This is a genomic window from Phnomibacter sp., from assembly GCF_036803085.1.
Taxonomy (GTDB): Bacteria; Bacteroidota; Bacteroidia; order Chitinophagales; family Chitinophagaceae; genus Phnomibacter.
In genome coordinates this window covers 131,314-148,538 of the sequence record NZ_DAIRUZ010000002.1, presented here as the reverse complement: position 1 = coordinate 148,538, position 17,225 = coordinate 131,314, and the positions used below count along the sequence as shown (strand labels likewise).

The following is a 17,225-nucleotide window of genomic DNA, read 5'->3' as shown; positions in this document are numbered from 1 at the left end:
CAGAAATGATTATAAAATCAAAAGGGTTGTATGAACTGAATCATACAACCCTTTTTACGTTGCAACAATGCTGTAAATAATAAATGTTTATTGCTTCATCAGTTTTTGTACGCTGCGTTGGCCATCCTGGGTTTGAATTTGCAGGTACAAAATACCAGCTGGCATGCGGCTTACATCTACACTTACCTGAGCCATTCCTGTTTGAACGGTTTGCTTGTTATTCATTAGTATCCGGCCCGCAGCATCAGCAATGCTGTAGGTAATTTGCTGTGTAGTGGCAGCGTACATTTCTATGCGTACTGTACTGCTGGTGATTGTTGGTTTTACTGCAATAATGCGGCTGCTGTTTTGTTTGCCATTGAGCATGCTTACAGTTCTGCTGTAAGTGCTTTTTCCCATTTTATCCGTCATATAAAGGCGGTAAAAAATAAGGCCGTTGTGGCTGCTCTTGTGCTGAAAGCCGTAGCTGCTGTTTGCTCCTTTTTTAATGTTGCCTACTGTGCTGAATGATGAACCATCTGTGCTGTATTCAATGGTAAAGCCGGCTACTTCTTCATTGTTGGCTACACTCCAAAACAGTTGGCTCATACCATTGCTGAGCATAGTGCCATCAAAACTGTTGAGTGTAATGGGCAAAGTGGTAGTACCCAGTAAAAAGGCGCAGGCCGTACAACCTATCGTTACATTGGCATTGCCTTTGTTGGTACTGGTGAAGCTATTGCCAACATTTACACCATTGCTGGGTAAGCAAACTTTCAAAGTAGCATCGTCAGTAATGGGTTGGAAACCATTATTCTGAGTGTTGAGCCTTCCGCTTGGACCATACAACCCAAAGCAACCGGCACCAGGTCCCATCCTCATTACGTTGCGTTGATTGTTTTCTTCGTACACGCTGGTTTCAACACTGGCACCCTGTGCCATTTCAAAACTGGCACCGCCACGGGTTACCATTTCATTATTCCTAAATTCACCACCATTTACCAGTGTGAAGCTTTGTCCATTCATAGTAAATGATCCATTTACTACAAGGCGACCAGTACCGCCAATAAATAATTTTGAATCTCCATTAATAGTGAGGTTACCATTAATTACAACAGTACCATAAATGCGGAGATGTCCACCACCATTTACTGTAAAGGCACCGGCTACATTGAGAGTAGCTCCATTAGCCACAAACAAATTGGAGTTGTTATTCAGCTGGCTGTTGGCCGGAAAATTTGTGGTAGACGATTGATCAGCAATAAAGCTCGAACCACTACTGAAATTAACGTTGTTAAAAGTCAAGCTCCCGCCCTTGTTTACAAAAGTGGCGGCAGCTGTACTCATGTTCAGGCTTAACCCACTGGCATTTCCATTTCTGCTTGTTATACCGTTGGATGAAATATTGTAGTTCTGATTGTTAGATGCAGGACTTGTGCTTACTACTGGAAAATTGAAATAATACTCAGCAGGTGCCAGTCTAATACCGATGGCTGCCCAGTTACCGGTCATATCCGTCAAGCGGGCACTATTGTCGTAGGTATTCAGCGCATAGCTAATACCCGCACTCAGGTTTTCACTCGATATATCAACGTTGGAAAGCATATCCCAACCATTCTCCTCTTGGCCTGCAAAGGCATTGTCATTAGTAGCAAAAATGCCCAGCATGCCTGTACCGGCAAAATCAATTGCTCCACCCACGGTTATTATGGCGGTACTGCTAGTTCCAGTTGCAGTATTTATTGCGGCAAAGGCGTCGCTCCCATTGGTGCCGGTTACTTCTACACCCACCAATTCGATGATTTGAATGGTAGCACTTCTACGGCGCTGACCATTTCCTTCTCCGGGAAAGTTTACAGTAAAACCGCCTTGTGTTACATTATTTCCTGTATATGCTCTGAAAATAGTAAGGCGGCGATTGTTACTGGCAAACAACACACTGTTCATGCGGGTCCAGGTTAGGCCATTGCCAGTTGCACTTGTAGGTTGTGCATAGCTATCAGCATTATTGGCAGTACCACTACTATTGGTTACTATCGCTAAAAGTACACTGCCTGCTCTTGGCGTGTAAGCATCTGTAGTAAATGAAAAACCGTCTGTAGAGGATTCCTCCCTGTCTAACAAACGGATACCAATTTGCGCCTGTACACTTGCTCCGGTAAATGATAAAAGGAGAAATAAAAGCGTTGTTCGAACAGCCAATCTTTGCTTGAGCATGCTTGCATTAGGCGCATAAAGGCCCCAATGCTCCAGCAGCATTCTCAGGTTCTGCATTCTAAAAGTGTTTTGTCCGCACCGGATTGGGTTTGTCCGGAATAGGGATGATTAAGGCGGGGCGGGGGATATTAATCAGATCTAGGGTGAGGGTAACGATAAGGGTGTAGTGGAGAAAGTGTCAGGGTGTAGAATACTAACCGGTGTGTCTTGTAGTATTTATACGGCAAAACTCTATGTTGCAACTTGAATAGCCAAATATTCAGCCTTCAAAATTTGACATATGTCAAATTTTAACAGTTGCGGTCCGCAACTAAATTGGCCATGAAATGCAGGATTTTCAGCCCATTCTCATTTTCCCGCACAGCTGTGTACAAATAGCCATTTTCTAAATCATTGAATTACAGTGAATTTGTTGCAACCTGAATGGAAGTAACTACTACATATCAGGTATATCCACAGGTTATACACAGCTATCCACAGCTTATTCTATATTAAACTGTCCAAAATGGCCCCAAACCCTTGCTGCCAAATGGTTTCGTGTTGTGGAAAAGTGGGGGATTTTCATTTGGTGTTAGAAAGTGGGAAAAAATGTTATTTTGTGTAACCAAGTGGTAAAACATTCAAATGGCAGGATTTCTCGGAGAATATGAAGCAACAGTAGACGCCAAAGGGCGTTTCCTGTTACCTGCCGGCCTCAAAAAACAGATGCCGGAGGGCACCACTACGCTGGTGATCAACCGGGGGATGGATGAATGCCTGTGGATGTACCTGCTTGATGACTGGAAAAAAGTAGAAGACCGCCTCCGCGAAGTGAACCCTTACGACAGCCGCGAAAACCGCATGGTGCGCAAAGCCCTCATAGCTGGTGCCGTGTATGTAGAGTTCGATTCTGCGGGCCGTCTCAACTTGTCCAAAATCCTGTCGGAGTACGCTGGCCTCGACAAAGACATTGTGCTGGCAGGTGACATTGATAAAATTGAGATCTGGGATAAAACCAAATACAATAAGCTCTTTGAATCACTGACTCCTGAAAAACTCAGTGGTATGGCTTCGGCAATTTTAGGTAGCGGTTCTTCTACTCAGGGCTAAAAGCAACGGGTATGGGAAAGAAACAACGCCAACAGAATGCCGCCGCCTCCAGCAACGCTGCCGCAATGGGGGGCAATAGCTACCACATACCGGTAATGCTGAAGGAAACCATTGAAGCCCTCAACATACGCCCCGACGGGATTTATGTGGATTGCACTTTTGGTGGTGGCGGTCATAGCCGTGCCATCCTCAGTCAACTGGGCCCCAAGGGCAAGCTCATTGCCTTCGACCAGGATGCGGACGCTGCGGCCAACCTGCCCGCCGATTCCCGCATTTTGTTTGTGCCAGAAAACTTTCGCTACATGCACCGTTTTTTACGGTTACACGGTGCATTGCCGGTGGATGGTGTTTTGGCCGATCTGGGTGTAAGCAGCCATCAGTTTGATGAAGCCAGCCGGGGATTCAGCTTTCGTTTTGATGCGGAGCTGGATATGCGGATGGACCAGCGCCAGCCCAAAACTGCAGCTACTATTATAAATGAATACAATGCTGCTGCGCTGCAAAACATGTTTTCCATGTATGGCGAAGTGACCAATGCCCGCACCCTTGCCGCAACTATTGTGCAAGAGCGTAGCAAAAGGCCGCTGCAAACCATCCAGGATTTGCTGACCGTGCTGGAGCCGCTGGCAAAGGGAAACCCCAATCGTTACTACGCACAGGTTTTTCAAGCCATCCGCATAGAAGTAAACGAAGAACTGGCCGTGCTGAAAGAGTGGCTGGAGCAACTGCCTCAGGTGCTAAAGCCTGATGGAAGAGTGGCCGTCATCACCTTTCACTCGCTGGAAGACAGGCTGGTAAAGCTGTTTCTGCGAGATGGCACTTTCAGTCGCGAAGCAGATCCGATTTACGGGCACAGCAGCGCTTCTCCATTTGAGCTCATTAGCAAAAAGCCCATAGAAGCCAGTGCTGAAGAAGTAAAAATGAACGACAGAAGCAGAAGTGCCCGACTTAGGGTAGCCGCTATGAAAGAAGGAGCAAAGTGAACAAAGCAAGAACTGAAACAACATTACTAACCCTGTAACACAAACGAAACGAGTGCAAGAAACGGCCGCCGGACAAAAACCAGCCAAAACTAATTGGCGCAAATGGCTTCAAGGCCAATGGATGGTACAGCATGTGCCGTTCATCTTTTTCCTCGCCATACTTGCCGTACTCTATATCGGAAACGGGCATTACGCCGACAACAATATTCGCAATACCGGCAAAGCCACCCGGGAACTGAAGCAACTGCAATACCACTATAAAACATTACAAGCCGAACTTATTTACCGAAGTAAAGAAAGCGAGTTGGCCAAAGCCGTAGCGCCGCTCGGATTACAACGAAGTATGGAGCCTCCTGCTCAGCTACGTGCCGATTCGCTGCAAACATCTTCCAATCCCCCGACGCCATAGATTTAAAACATTTACTGATAAAACTGAGCCGCCACTTTCATGGAAACCAAAAAAGAAATACTAACCCGCACCTACATCGTATTCCTGGTGTTGGTAGGGGTATGCCTTTTGGTGTTGGGGCAGGTATTATTTATTCAGTTGGGCGAAGGAAAGTACTGGCGCAGCATGGCCGATAGTGCTCATATTCGTTTTGAATCCATAGCTGCTGAGCGGGGCACTATTTACAGTGAATCAGGTGAAGTGCTCAGTACATCTGTTCCGGAGTTTGATATCTATATCGATTTTCAAGCCGATGGTTTGATTGAAAAAGAAGGGCAGCTCTATCATCAGTATGCCGATTCATTGGCTATAGGCTTGGCCAAACTCTTCAAAGACCGTACAGTAAAAGAATACAAGAAGTTGCTCGATAAGGGCTTCCGCAGCAAAGACCGTTTTGTGTTACTCAAGCGGAAAATTTCATTTGCCAACTACGAAGACTTCAAGCAATTGCCCTTGGTAAAACTGGGCAAAAACAAAAGCGGTTTCATTGCAGTGGTGCGGATGAAGCGACTTTATCCTTATAAATTGTTGGCGAACCGTACCATTGGTATTGCCCGTGAAAGCAACAAAGTAGGATTGGAGAAAAAGTATGATCAATACCTCGGTGGTACCGATGGTAAGCGTCTTGTACGCTATATCGCCGGAGGAGCGGGTGTGCCAATAGAAGGCACCGACCAAGAGCCGCAGGATGGCAGCGATTTGGTTACAACACTGGATGTTAACATTCAGGAAATAGCCCAGCAGGCTTTGCAGAAAATGATGGTAGAAAATGAAGCATTGCGTGGCACCTGCATTGTGATGGAAGTAAAAACCGGAAAGGTAAAAGCTATAGCCAACCTAGGTCGGCAAAGCGATGGTAACTACTGGGAAGATTACAACTATGCACTCTCTGCCAGTGAGCCCGGCTCTACCTGGAAGTTGGTAACACTGATGGCAGTATTGCAAGACAAGAAAGTGTCGCTGAATAGCATAATAGATTTAGAAGGTGGTCGTTGGCCAGTGGCTGGTCAGGTAGTTTTTGATAGTGAAGTACACGGCATGCATGCAGCAACCATTCAGCAGTCATTTGAAAAGAGCAGCAACGTGGGCATGGCCAAGTTGACCTACTATCATTACGGCAATAAGCCATCTGAATTTTTGCAACACTTGCACAACTGGCGTATGGATTCAATTACAGGTATTGATTTACCGGGTGAATCTCGCCCCAATATTTATAAACCCGGTAGTCGGCATTGGAGCAATACCACATTGCCTTGGATGGGTTTTGGCTACAACCTCACCATTACGCCCATGCATACAGCCATGCTGTACAACGCTGTGGCCAACGGCGGAAAAATGATGAAACCTTATGTGGTAAATGCTTTGCTGAAAGATGGTAAAATAGTGCAGCAATACGAGCCCGTTGTATTGAATGCACAGATAGCCGACCGCGAAGTAATTGCACAGGTTCGCCAAAGCCTGGAAGGTGTGGTACTGAATGGCACCGGCCGTGGAATGAAAACTGATGCATACTCTTTCGCTGGTAAAACAGGTACCTCATTGGTAGCCGATAAAGGCATCACCTACGCCGATAAAATGTACCAGTCTTCGTTTGCCGGTTATTTTCCTGCCAACGATCCGCAGTACACCATTGTAGTGGTGATTCGCAACAAGGCGCATGCTGCTAAGTTTTACGGTGCTTCTGTAGCAGGACCAGTGTTCCGCGAAGTAGCTGACCGCATTTATGCTACCCATTTGTTTAAGCAGCCACAGGTGCAACCTGGCAAAGCAGACAGTACTTCTTTTCAACTTTATGCACGTCAGCAAACGCTGAAAAAACTGGCTGGCTTTTTTGGCTGGCGCATGAGCGACAGCAGCGCCAATAGCATGGTAGCCTTGTTTGAAAATAGCGCTGGCAAAGGAAAGATTTTGCGCAGCGCAGATAAACAAGATGCGGCGATGCCTCCGCTGCAAGGTGTAGGCTTGAAAGACGCACTGGCAGTATGTGAGGAAAAAGGGTTGATGGTAACGGTTGCAGGCAGGGGCAAGGTAGTGGCACAATCTATTTTACCCGGTACACCCATCAGCAAAGGACAAACCATTCATCTACAATTGAACTAAACAAGTGAAAACGCTTCGCAACATATTACAAGAAGTTGAGGTGCTGCAGTTGACCGGCAAGGCCGATCAGTCTGTGGCTGGTTTGGCTATTGATAGCCGTAAAGTGAAGTCTGGCTATATGTTTGCCGCTATTGTGGGCTGGCAGCAAGATGGTCACCAGTACATCAATACAGCCATTGCAAATGGTGCTACCGTTGTATTGTGTAGCACTTTGCCATCAACGTTGGAAGATGCTGTGACCTATTTGCTGGTGAAGAATACCTCTGAAGCACTGGCGATTGTTGCCAATGAATTTTTCAATCACCCATCTAAAGCAGTAAAGCTGGTTGGTGTAACAGGCACCAACGGCAAAACAACGGTTGCTACATTGCTGTATCAACTTTTTACTGCATTGGGCTACAAATGTGGCCTCATTTCTACCGTTAATAATTTGATTGGCGATGAAGCGTACACCGCAGAACATACTACGCCCGATGCCATCAGCCTCAATGGTTTGATGCGGACGATGGTAGATGCGGGTTGCACTCACGTGTTCATGGAATGCAGCAGTCATGCTATTCATCAGCATCGTATTACAGGTTTGCATTTCGATGGCGCATTGTTTACCAACATCACCCACGACCACCTCGATTATCACAAAACATTTGATGAGTACATCCGGGTGAAGAAAGCTTTCTTCGATGGTTTGTCTGCCGATGCATTTGCGATTAGCAATGCCGACGACAAACGCGGAACCATCATGCTGCAAAACTGCAACGGACGCCGATTGATGTATGCGCTGAAAACAGCAGCTGACTTCAAAGGCAAGATTGTAGAAAACAACCTGACTGGTTTAATCATGGATATCAATGGCAAGGAAGTACACTTCCGCATGATTGGCGAGTTCAATGCTTACAATCTGCTGGCTGTGTATGGCGCTGCTGTAAACCTGGGCGAAGATGCCGATCAGGTGCTGGCGGTGCTCAGCAATTTGCATGGTGCTGAAGGCCGTTTTGATTATACCGTTTCAGCCAATGAAAAAGTAATCGGCATTGTAGACTATGCACATACGCCAGATGCATTGCTCAATGTACTGGCCACTATTAAAAAGTTGCAGCAAGGTAATGAGCAAGTGATTACAGTAGTTGGCTGTGGTGGCGACCGCGATAAAACCAAACGACCACTGATGGCTGCCGCTGCTTGTGAATACAGCACCAAGGCCATCTTGACCAGCGATAATCCACGCACCGAAGACCCGCAGGAAATTTTGAACGATATGCTGCGGGATATGAAGAGTGAGCATAAACGCAAGTGCGTGGTGATTGCCGATAGAAGGGAAGCAATTCGTACAGCTATCATGCTGTCTCAACCCGGAGATATCATTTTGGTGGCAGGAAAAGGCCACGAAAAATACCAGGATATCAACGGAGTGAAACATCACTTCGACGACAAAGAAGAACTCATCAACAACTTTCAGGAACTCAGTAAATAATTAACAACCGAACAACCAACCAGCTATGCTCTACCACCTGTTCAATTGGCTTCACAGCGAGTTTGACCTTTCGGGTGCCGGACTGTTTCAGTTCATCACCTTTAGGGTGGCGTTGGCTGTTATGTTGTCGTTGGTAATCACCACCGTTTTTGGAAAACGCATCATCAAGCGTTTGCAAAACATGCAGGTGGGCGAAGCGGTACGTGAGCTCGGTTTGCCCGGCGAAGTTGACAAAGCCAACACACCAACCATGGGTGGCTTTATCATTTTGCTGGCCATTTTGGTACCCACTTTGCTGTTTGCCAAAATTGAAAACATTTACATCATACTCATGCTGCTTGTAACGGTATGGTGTGGTATGATTGGTTTTATTGATGACTACCTGAAACTACGTGCCAAGCGGATAGCCAAGGCCAAAGGTATCCAGTATAAAAAAGCCGATGCCGATGGTTTGGCTGGCAAGTTCAAAGTAGCCGGACAAATAGGCTTGGGTTTGATTGTTGGCGCCTCCTTGTACTTCAATCAATCGGTAGTGGTAGAAAGAGAAGTGGTGGGCACCAACCAACAGGTAGTGCTTCAATCTAAAGAACGTTTGGTAGGTGAAACCGTAAAAATCATTGATGGTGAAGAACACCGTTTTGTAAAAGTACAAACGCCTATCACTACCATTCCTTTTGTAAAAGGACATGAATTCAACTACGCCAAGTTGCTGCCAAAAACATGGGAAGACTACACATACATTCTGTACATCATTGTAGTCATCTTCATTATTACAGCGGTTAGCAATGGTTCAAACATTACTGATGGTCTGGATGGATTGGCCACAGGCGTGTCGGCAATCATCGGTGCAGTATTAGGATTGTTTGCTTACACGAGTGGTAACATCCGCTTTGCCGAGTATCTCAATATCATGTACATCCCCAATTTGGGTGAGCTCTCAATTTTCATTGGTGCTTTCATAGGAGCATGCGTAGGCTTCTTGTGGTACAATGCATATCCCGCACAAGTATTCATGGGTGATACAGGTAGTTTGGCATTGGGCGGCATCATTGCTTCACTGGCCATCATTGTGCGTAAAGAATTACTTATTCCTATTTTCTGCGGTGTATTCCTCATTGAAAATCTGAGTGTGATTCTGCAGGTATCCTACTTCAAATACACCAAAAGAAAATACGGTGAGGGGCGGCGCATTTTTCTCATGAGTCCGCTGCATCACCACTACCAAAAACTCGGCTACCACGAAAGCAAGATTGCGGTGCGGTTCTGGGTTATCACACTCATTCTGGCCATCTTCTCAGTGATTACACTCAAAATGCGATAAACGAAATTGGGTAAACAACTCATCATATTAGGTGCAGGCGAAAGCGGTGTTGGTGCAGCCATATTGGCGAAAGCCAAAGGATACGACGTGTTTGTATCTGATGGCGGAGCTATCAGCAAACCTTACGAGGCTGAATTGATGCAGCATGGCATTGCTTATGAATCTGGTTCGCACAGCATGGAACGGATACTGCAAGCTGATGAAGTAGTGAAGAGCCCCGGCATTCCTGAGAAAGCTGCCGTAGTAAAAGCCATTCGTGCCCGAGTCATTCCGGTGATTAGCGAAGTGGAATTTGCATACCGCTACAAAGGCGATAGCAAAATCATCGGCATTACCGGTAGCAATGGCAAAAGCACCACTACCTCACTCATCTATGCTATTTGCAAAGCTGGCGGATTAGATTGTGCTCTGGTGGGCAACATTGGTTATTCCATTGCCCGTCAGGTAGCCATCGATCCAAAGCCTTTGTATGTAGCCGAAATCAGCAGCTTTCAGCTGGATGATATCGTTACGTTTCGACCTGACATTGCCGTGTTGGTCAACATTACGGAAGACCATCTCGACCGTTACAACTATCAATTCGAAAACTATATCAATGCGAAGTTTCGCATCACCGAAAATCAGCAGCCGGGTGACTATTGCATCTACTGCGCCGACGACGAAGTAACCGTAGCTAACCAACATAAATTCTGTAACCTAACTAACCTATTGCCATTCACCATGAAAAAAGAAGTACGCCAGGGCGCTTATATCAAAGACGAGGAGATGCTCATAAAAGTAAAGGAACAAGAAGTAAGGATGAGTATTCATGACTTCGCATTGAAAGGAAAACACAATCAATACAATACTATGGCTGCGGGGATTGCTGCAACGGTGCTGGACATCAGGAAGGACAAGATTAGAGAAGCCATTCAAACATTCGAAAGTCTCGAGCATCGCATGGAGCCCGTAGCTACCATTCGTGGTGTTGAATACATCAACGATAGCAAGGCTACCAACATCAACAGCACCTGGTATGCATTGGAAAGCATGACCAAGCCAACGGTGCTCATTTTGGGTGGTGTAGATAAAGGCAATGACTACACCGTGATTGAAGATTTGGTTACAGAAAAGGTAAAAGCAATTATCTGCATGGGTGTAGACAATGCTAAAATACATGAAGCGTTTGCAGGTAAAGTACCAGCGATTGTTGATGCAGATAGTGCAAAAGCAGCTGTAATGGCAGCATACAAACTGGCGGAGAAAGGTGATGCAGTATTGCTCTCTCCTGCATGTGCCAGCTTCGATTTGTTTAAGAACTACGAAGACCGCGGAACACAATTTAAAATGGCCGTAAAAGAACTGTAATTGGGCGCCTGGAAAAACATATCGGATGAACTGAACCTGGGAGATTTCTCAGCAGGTAAACTCTTATTGCTGTCGGGCAAAACCCGTGGCGACCGGGTGATCTGGAGCATCGTGGCCGTACTGGTGGTCATCAGTTTGTTGGCAGTGTACAGCTCCACCGGATCGCTGGCATACAAACAAAACAAGGGCAATACCGAGTATTATCTTTTCCGCCAGATTACGTTTATTGTAATAGGTGTTGGTATTATCTACTTCACACATTTGGTCGATTACCGCTTCTTCAGCAAAGTGGCGTTGTGGTTGTACATCGCTTCCATTCCGCTCTTGCTGTATACTTTGTTGTTTGGTGCCAATCTCAACGAAGCAAACCGTTGGATTAAACTCCCGCTAATCAACCTTACTTTTCAAACTTCTGACTTTGCACGTCTGGCTTTGTTCATGTATTTGGCAAGGCAAATCAGCCGAAAGCAAAATGTGATTACTGATTTTAAGAAGGGCTATCTACCGATGTTGTTACCCATCGGCATTACTTGTTTGTTGATTGCACCGGCCAACCTCAGTACTTGTTTGCTCACGGGTGCTACGGGTTTGTTGGTGTTGTTTATGGGTCGTGCTTCCATCAAGCATTTGTTGTTGACTATCGGTATTGCTGCTATTCCAGTTGTAATGTTGATTGCTGCTGCAGTGTTTACACACAAGTCGGAAGCAGCAACTGTAGCAGCCAATAACGAAAGCGGAGTGGTGCAGAATATCCGCAAGCAAGGCCGGATTGGTACATGGGTAAGCCGCATTCAGGATTTTATCTATGCCGAAGGCGATGCCGTTCCTTATCAGGTGCAACAAGCCAAGGTAGCTATTGCTAAAGGCAGCTGGATTGGTCTTGGCCCCGGCAATAGTGAACAGCGCAACTTTTTACCCCATCCGTACAGCGATTTTATTTACGCCATCATTATTGAAGAGTATGGCTTTTTGGGTGGCATGCTGATGGTGTTTTTGTACCTCGCATTTCTCTATCGCTGCATACGCATTGTGGGCAAATGTCCTTATGCATTCGGAACGTTTCTGGCGTTGGCACTCGGTGTTACGCTGGCCATTCAGGCCATCAGTAACATGGCGGTCAACGTAAATATAGTGCCCGTTACAGGTGTTACCCTGCCCCTCGTAAGTATGGGTGGTACATCCTTTTTGTTCACTTGTTTTTCTATTGGCATCCTGCTCAGCATTGCCCGCAATATTGAGCAACTCGAAGGCAAAGAAGAACCAGCAAAAGCGGAGGTGGCAGCATGAGTAAGGCAAGAATCATTATAGCTGGTGGCGGTACTGGTGGCCATATTTTTCCTGCAGTAGCGGTGGCCAAAGCCATTAAAACATTGCAGCCCGATGCCGACATTTTATTTGTTGGCGCCAAGGGTAAAATGGAAATGGAAAAAGTACCACAAGCTGGTTTCAATATTGAAGGATTGGACATCGCTGGATTCAACAGAACGCATCTCTGGAAGAACTGGTCGTTGCCATTCAAGCTCATCCAAAGTTTTTGGCAGGTGCGTAGCATCTTCAAACGCTTTCAACCAACAGCCGCGTTTGGTGTAGGTGGTTACAGCAGTTTTCCGGTGCTGAAGTTGGCACAGCAAAAAGGCATTCCCACTTTCCTGCATGAGAGCAATGCCTTTGCAGGAAAGGCCAATCAAATGCTGGGTAAAAATGCCAGCAAAGTTTTTGTGGCGGGTGCAGGCATGGAAAAATTCTTTCCTGCCAGCAAACTGATGATTACGGGCAATCCGGTGCGCAAAGAAATTGAGGCTCCTCAAAAAGATGCTGCTGCAGCCCGCCAGCAGTTTGGCTTGCAGCCTAATGTGCCTGTGCTGCTCATAATTGGTGGTAGCCTCGGTGCCCGCAGCATCAATCAGGCTATCGAACATAACCTGCCTGCATTGCTGCAATCGGGTTGGCAAGTGATATGGCAAACCGGTAAGTTGTTTGCAGCAGAAGCGAAAGCAGCCGCTGCCAATAACCCACAAGTGTGGACGAGTGCATTTATTGAAGACATGAGTGCTGCCTATGCAGCAGCAGATATAGTGGTGAGCAGGGCAGGTGCTATGAGTGTAGCTGAGCTCTGCATTGTAGCCAAACCTGCAGTGTTTGTGCCTTTCCCTTTTGCAGCGGAAGATCACCAAACGGCCAACGCTATGCAACTGGTAAATGCCGGAGCTGCTGCCATTGTAGCCGATGCAGATGCCAAACAAAAATTGGTGCCTACCGTACTCGAACTCATGCACAACCAACACACACGCCAACACATGCAGCAGCAACTGAAGCAACTGGCCAGGTTGGATGCTGATACCATTATTGCTAAAGAGATATTGAATTCGATACATGCTATCGCTTAAAGACATACAACGCATCTACTTCATCGGTATCGGTGGTATTGGCATGAGTGCCATTGCCCGCTTCTTCCTGCACAAAGGCGTGGTAGTGAGTGGATACGATAAAACCGAAACCATACTCACCAAACAGCTGAGTGAAGAAGGTGCATTGATTCATTATACAGATGAGGTAGCGCTGCTGGACAAAGACGTTCAACTCGTAGTGTACACGCCTGCTATTCCTGCTCAGCACGAAGAGTTGAACTGGTACCGCAACAATGGTTATACAGTAGTGAAGCGCAGCGATATTTTGCAAATCATTACAGCTGATAGCTTCAACATCTGCATTGCCGGTACGCATGGCAAAACCAGCATCAGCACCATGGTGGGCCACTTACTGCGCCACACTGGGTATGGATGCAATGTGTTTTTGGGTGGTGTGTCTGTCAACTACGGCACCAACTTCTGGGGCAGTGAAAATAACGTGTGTGTAGTAGAAGCCGATGAGTTTGACAGAAGCTTCCACAAGCTGTCGCCCGATATCGCCGCCATCACTTCGATGGATGCCGATCACCTCGATATCTACGGAACGGTAGAAGCCATGGAAGATGCTTTTGTAGAGTTTGCACAACGCATTAAATCAGCTGGTGTACTCATTCGCAAAAAGCAATTGAAGCGGTTGGATGAAGCACCCATTCAACGGCAGCTCACCTATAGTTTGATTAACGAACTGCATACGCATGATTGTGGCGAAGATTGCCACAGTCATGATGATATACCGGCTGATATTCATGCGGACAACATTCGCATTGAGCAAGGCGGTTATTTGTTTGATGCGTATGTGGCTGGTCAGTGGATTCGCAATGTGCAGCTGAACATTGGCGGCATGCACAATGTAGAAAACATGCTGGTGGCGATTGCTGTGGCGAAAATGTTGCGTATTGATGATGATAAAATCATTGCAGCAGTAGCTGATTACAAAGGGGTGAAGCGTCGCTTTGAATACCTGTGGAATAATCAATCGACCGGCACACAAGTAGCTATCGATGATTACGCACATCATCCCGAAGAACTGCGGGCATTGCTCAACAGTGCCAAACAATTGTATCCTGCACTCGCCATGACGGTGGTGTTTCAGCCGCATTTGTTTAGCCGCACCAAAGACCATGCTGCTGCCTTTGCAGAAGTGCTGAGCATCGCCGACAGAGTAGTGCTGTTACCCATTTATCCGGCCAGAGAATTGCCCATGCCCGGTGTAACCAGTGAGCTCATAGCTGCAGGTATGCCGAAGGATAAAGTACAGGTATTGACGAAGGAAGAATGGATGGCCGATTTAGATATTCATCAACCCGACATGCTGGTAACAGCAGGTGCCGGTGACATAGACACATTGCTGCCATTGGTAAAAGAAAAACTGTATCACGCCAATTGAGTAAAAGAAAAATATATCGCATACTGGGCAACACGGTTTGGTTGCTGCTGATAGCAGGAGTTGTGGTACTCATGTTTACTAGCATGCAGGTACGTGAAACAAAACCATGTGCTGGTGTTATCATCAATATCGATGCTGTAGAAGGCAAAATCTTTATTGAAGAGAAAGATGTACGCAACATGCTGGCAGCATCAGTAGGCGGCAACCTGAAATCAGATATCCATCAGTTTGATTTGCGCAAAATGGAAGAGCGACTGCGTAAAGAAATCTGGATACAAGATGCACAGTTGTATGTGGACAATGAAGCGGTGCTGCATGTGAATATTCAGGAGCGGGTACCGCTGGCCAGAATTTTTGATACACAAGGTTCTACTTTCTATATAGACAGTGCCGGTATGCAGTTGCCCATCAGCCGCAGCGACCGTGCCGAAGTGCCTGTGTTCACTGGTTTGCCAGCGTTGAACAACAACAATAAAGCATTGCACAAGCAAGCCATTGCAGCAGTCTTAAAAGTGGTGGCCGCTATGCATCAAGATGAATTTTGGGATGCGCAGGCTGCACAAATTGAATACATGCCGGGCAATCGTTTTGAGTTGTATCCTGCCATTGGTTTTCATACCGTAGACCTGGGTGATACCAGCGATATGAAAAACAAACTGCAACGTTTGAAACTCTTTTACCAGCAGGTAATGGCGAAGCAACCCATTGATGCGTATTCACGGATTAGCGTGGCTTTCAAAAATCAAATTGTGGCATCGAAAGGCGCCGACAGTTTGCGTAGTGTAGATGCCGCACAGGCATTGAAACTTTTCAATCAGTTGGTAGAGCAAAGCAAGAATGAAGTGAATGCTACCGCTATTGAAATGACTGCCGGACAAGGACGAATTGTACAAGAAGCAGAAACCGGTATCAAAACAGAATTGCCGGCAACAACCAACAACAAAACACCTGCTGCCAACAATAAACCCATCACACCAAAAAACAATGATTCAGTCAAAACCCCGAAAGCGATTTTATCACCCAACAATAACAACAACTAAAACACGATCTATATGAGTAACACGAATCCCATCATTGTAGGCCTTGATATAGGCACTACCAAAATTGCTGCTATTGCCGGCCGCAAGAATGAGTATGGAAAGCTGGAGATTCTTGGCTTTGGTAAAGCCAGCTCCAACAACTCAGTACAGCATGGCCAGGTACTCAACATCGACAACGCTGTATTGGCGGTAAAAGAAGCTATGGCCGCTTGTCGCCAGAGCAACCCCAGTCTCAACATCAGCGAAGTGTATGTGGGCATTGCCGGCCATCACATCAAGAGCTTGCAAACCCGTGGCGACCTCGTTCGTCAGGAAATGGAAATGGAAATTTCTCAGGCTGATGTAGATAAACTGATTGCTGATCAGCGCAAAACCTACATCCCTGCAGGCGATCAAATTATCGACGTTATTCCGCAAGAATTCAACGTAGATAATTTTCAAAACATTAAAAATCCTATTGGCTACAGTGGTGTAAAACTGGGTGCCAATTTTCATATCATTACCGGTGATAAATACGCTATCCGTAACATCACCCGTGCTGTAAACCGCAGCGAACTCAGCATCAAAGATATTGTGCTGCAGCCCCTCGCTTCTGCAGATGCTGTTATGTGTGATCATGACCTCGAAGCAGGTGTGGCCATCCTCGATATTGGTGGCGGAACCAGCGACCTCGCTGTTTTTCACGAAGGCATATTGAAGCACACTGCGGTGATTCCTTTTGGTGGCGAAAACATCACCAACGATATCAAAACCGGATTGGGTGTACTCAAGAGCCAGGCCGAAGCCATGAAGGTGCAGTTTGGTAGTGCGCTGAGTCAGGAAGCAAAAGCAAATGCCATCATTACCATCCCCGGTATTCGTGGCATGCAGCCCAAGCAGGTTGGTGTAAAAACCTTGTCGCAAATCATTCAGGCCCGCATGAGTGAAATTCTCGACTTCGTGATTTATCACCTCAAGCAGGTAGGCATGGACAACAAGCAGCTCAATGGCGGCATCATCCTTACCGGTGGTGGTTCGCAGCTCAAGCACTTGTTGCAGCTCACCGAATATCAAACCGGTTTGAATGCCCGCATTGGTTACCCCAACGAGCATTTGAGCAGTGGTTACATTGATGAGCTGACCAAGCCGATGTATGCTACCTGTATTGGTTTGATTTTAAAAGGATACTCAGATTTCGAACGGAAGAAGAAAGAATTCGTGACTTCAAATGCTGAGTTTTCAATTAAAGTGCCCGAGCAGTTTAAAGCACCGGAAGTGACTATCGTTGCCGACGAGTTTCCTGAAGAAACACCAGTGCCTCCTGCCACCATGGAAGGTCGCAAGAGCATCTGGGATAAGCTCAAGGATTCGATCTACGACATTTTCAAAGAAGAGGACGATACAGAATTAAAATAATCACCTCCCCATATATCCATTCGTTTTTTACTTACTAACC

13 protein-coding genes are annotated in these 17,225 nt (G+C 46.3%); 12 read left to right on the top strand and 1 reads right to left on the bottom strand.

Annotated elements, in window-relative coordinates:
• Positions 1 to 87 precede the first annotated feature (87 nt).
• Entirely contained in the window at positions 88 to 2,253 is a 2,166-nt protein-coding gene (locus tag V7Q13_RS04515) for a T9SS type A sorting domain-containing protein (RefSeq protein ID WP_333799490.1), read from the bottom strand.
• 567 nt (positions 2,254 to 2,820) lie between these two features.
• Between V7Q13_RS04515 and mraZ the strand changes: the two genes are divergently transcribed.
• Genes mraZ through ftsA form a run of 12 tightly spaced genes read left to right on the top strand, consistent with a single transcriptional unit; the run spans position 2,821 to position 17,185 of the window.
• Positions 2,821 to 3,285, top strand: a complete 465-nt coding sequence (gene mraZ, locus V7Q13_RS04510; RefSeq protein WP_333799489.1) for a division/cell wall cluster transcriptional repressor MraZ — start codon at positions 2,821 to 2,823, stop codon at positions 3,283 to 3,285.
• 11 nt (positions 3,286 to 3,296) lie between these two features.
• On the top strand, positions 3,297 to 4,268 hold the full coding sequence (gene rsmH / locus V7Q13_RS04505) for a 16S rRNA (cytosine(1402)-N(4))-methyltransferase RsmH (RefSeq protein ID WP_333799488.1): 972 nt from the start codon (positions 3,297 to 3,299) through the stop codon (positions 4,266 to 4,268).
• 52 nt (positions 4,269 to 4,320) lie between these two features.
• The gene (locus tag V7Q13_RS04500; protein ID WP_333799487.1) at positions 4,321 to 4,677 is read left to right on the top strand and encodes an FtsL-like putative cell division protein; all 357 of its coding nucleotides are present in this window, start codon (positions 4,321 to 4,323) and stop codon (positions 4,675 to 4,677) included.
• A gap of 39 nt (positions 4,678 to 4,716) precedes the next feature.
• Positions 4,717 to 6,816 carry a penicillin-binding protein gene (locus V7Q13_RS04495; protein WP_333799486.1) on the top strand — a complete coding sequence of 700 codons (2,100 nt, stop codon included), beginning with the start codon at positions 4,717 to 4,719 and terminating at the stop codon, positions 6,814 to 6,816.
• Between the two features lie 4 nt (positions 6,817 to 6,820).
• Positions 6,821 to 8,287 carry a UDP-N-acetylmuramoyl-L-alanyl-D-glutamate--2,6-diaminopimelate ligase gene (locus V7Q13_RS04490; protein ID WP_333799485.1) on the top strand — a complete coding sequence of 489 codons (1,467 nt, stop codon included), beginning with the start codon at positions 6,821 to 6,823 and terminating at the stop codon, positions 8,285 to 8,287.
• Positions 8,288 to 8,312: 25 nt separating this feature from the next.
• The gene (gene mraY / locus V7Q13_RS04485) at positions 8,313 to 9,608 is read left to right on the top strand and encodes a phospho-N-acetylmuramoyl-pentapeptide-transferase (RefSeq protein WP_333799484.1); all 1,296 of its coding nucleotides are present in this window, start codon (positions 8,313 to 8,315) and stop codon (positions 9,606 to 9,608) included.
• Between the two features lie 6 nt (positions 9,609 to 9,614).
• The gene (gene murD, locus V7Q13_RS04480) at positions 9,615 to 10,955 is read left to right on the top strand and encodes a UDP-N-acetylmuramoyl-L-alanine--D-glutamate ligase (protein WP_333799483.1); all 1,341 of its coding nucleotides are present in this window, start codon (positions 9,615 to 9,617) and stop codon (positions 10,953 to 10,955) included.
• Positions 10,956 to 12,242 carry an FtsW/RodA/SpoVE family cell cycle protein gene (locus V7Q13_RS04475; RefSeq protein ID WP_333799482.1) on the top strand — a complete coding sequence of 429 codons (1,287 nt, stop codon included), beginning with the start codon at positions 10,956 to 10,958 and terminating at the stop codon, positions 12,240 to 12,242.
• Positions 12,239 to 13,342 carry an undecaprenyldiphospho-muramoylpentapeptide beta-N-acetylglucosaminyltransferase gene (gene murG / locus V7Q13_RS04470; protein ID WP_333799481.1) on the top strand — a complete coding sequence of 368 codons (1,104 nt, stop codon included), beginning with the start codon at positions 12,239 to 12,241 and terminating at the stop codon, positions 13,340 to 13,342. The genes V7Q13_RS04475 and murG overlap by 4 nt, the downstream gene beginning before the upstream one ends.
• Positions 13,329 to 14,750: a UDP-N-acetylmuramate--L-alanine ligase gene (murC, locus tag V7Q13_RS04465; RefSeq protein WP_333799480.1), complete on the top strand. Its 1,422-nt coding sequence runs from the start codon at positions 13,329 to 13,331 to the stop codon at positions 14,748 to 14,750. Before murG ends, murC begins: the two co-directional genes overlap by 14 nt.
• Positions 14,747 to 15,790, top strand: a complete 1,044-nt coding sequence (locus V7Q13_RS04460; RefSeq protein ID WP_333799479.1) for a cell division protein FtsQ/DivIB — start codon at positions 14,747 to 14,749, stop codon at positions 15,788 to 15,790. The genes murC and V7Q13_RS04460 overlap by 4 nt, the downstream gene beginning before the upstream one ends.
• A 12-nt stretch (positions 15,791 to 15,802) precedes the next feature.
• Positions 15,803 to 17,185, top strand: coding sequence for a cell division protein FtsA (ftsA, locus tag V7Q13_RS04455; protein ID WP_333799478.1), 1,383 nt, complete (start codon positions 15,803 to 15,805; stop codon positions 17,183 to 17,185).
• Positions 17,186 to 17,225 lie beyond the last annotated feature (40 nt).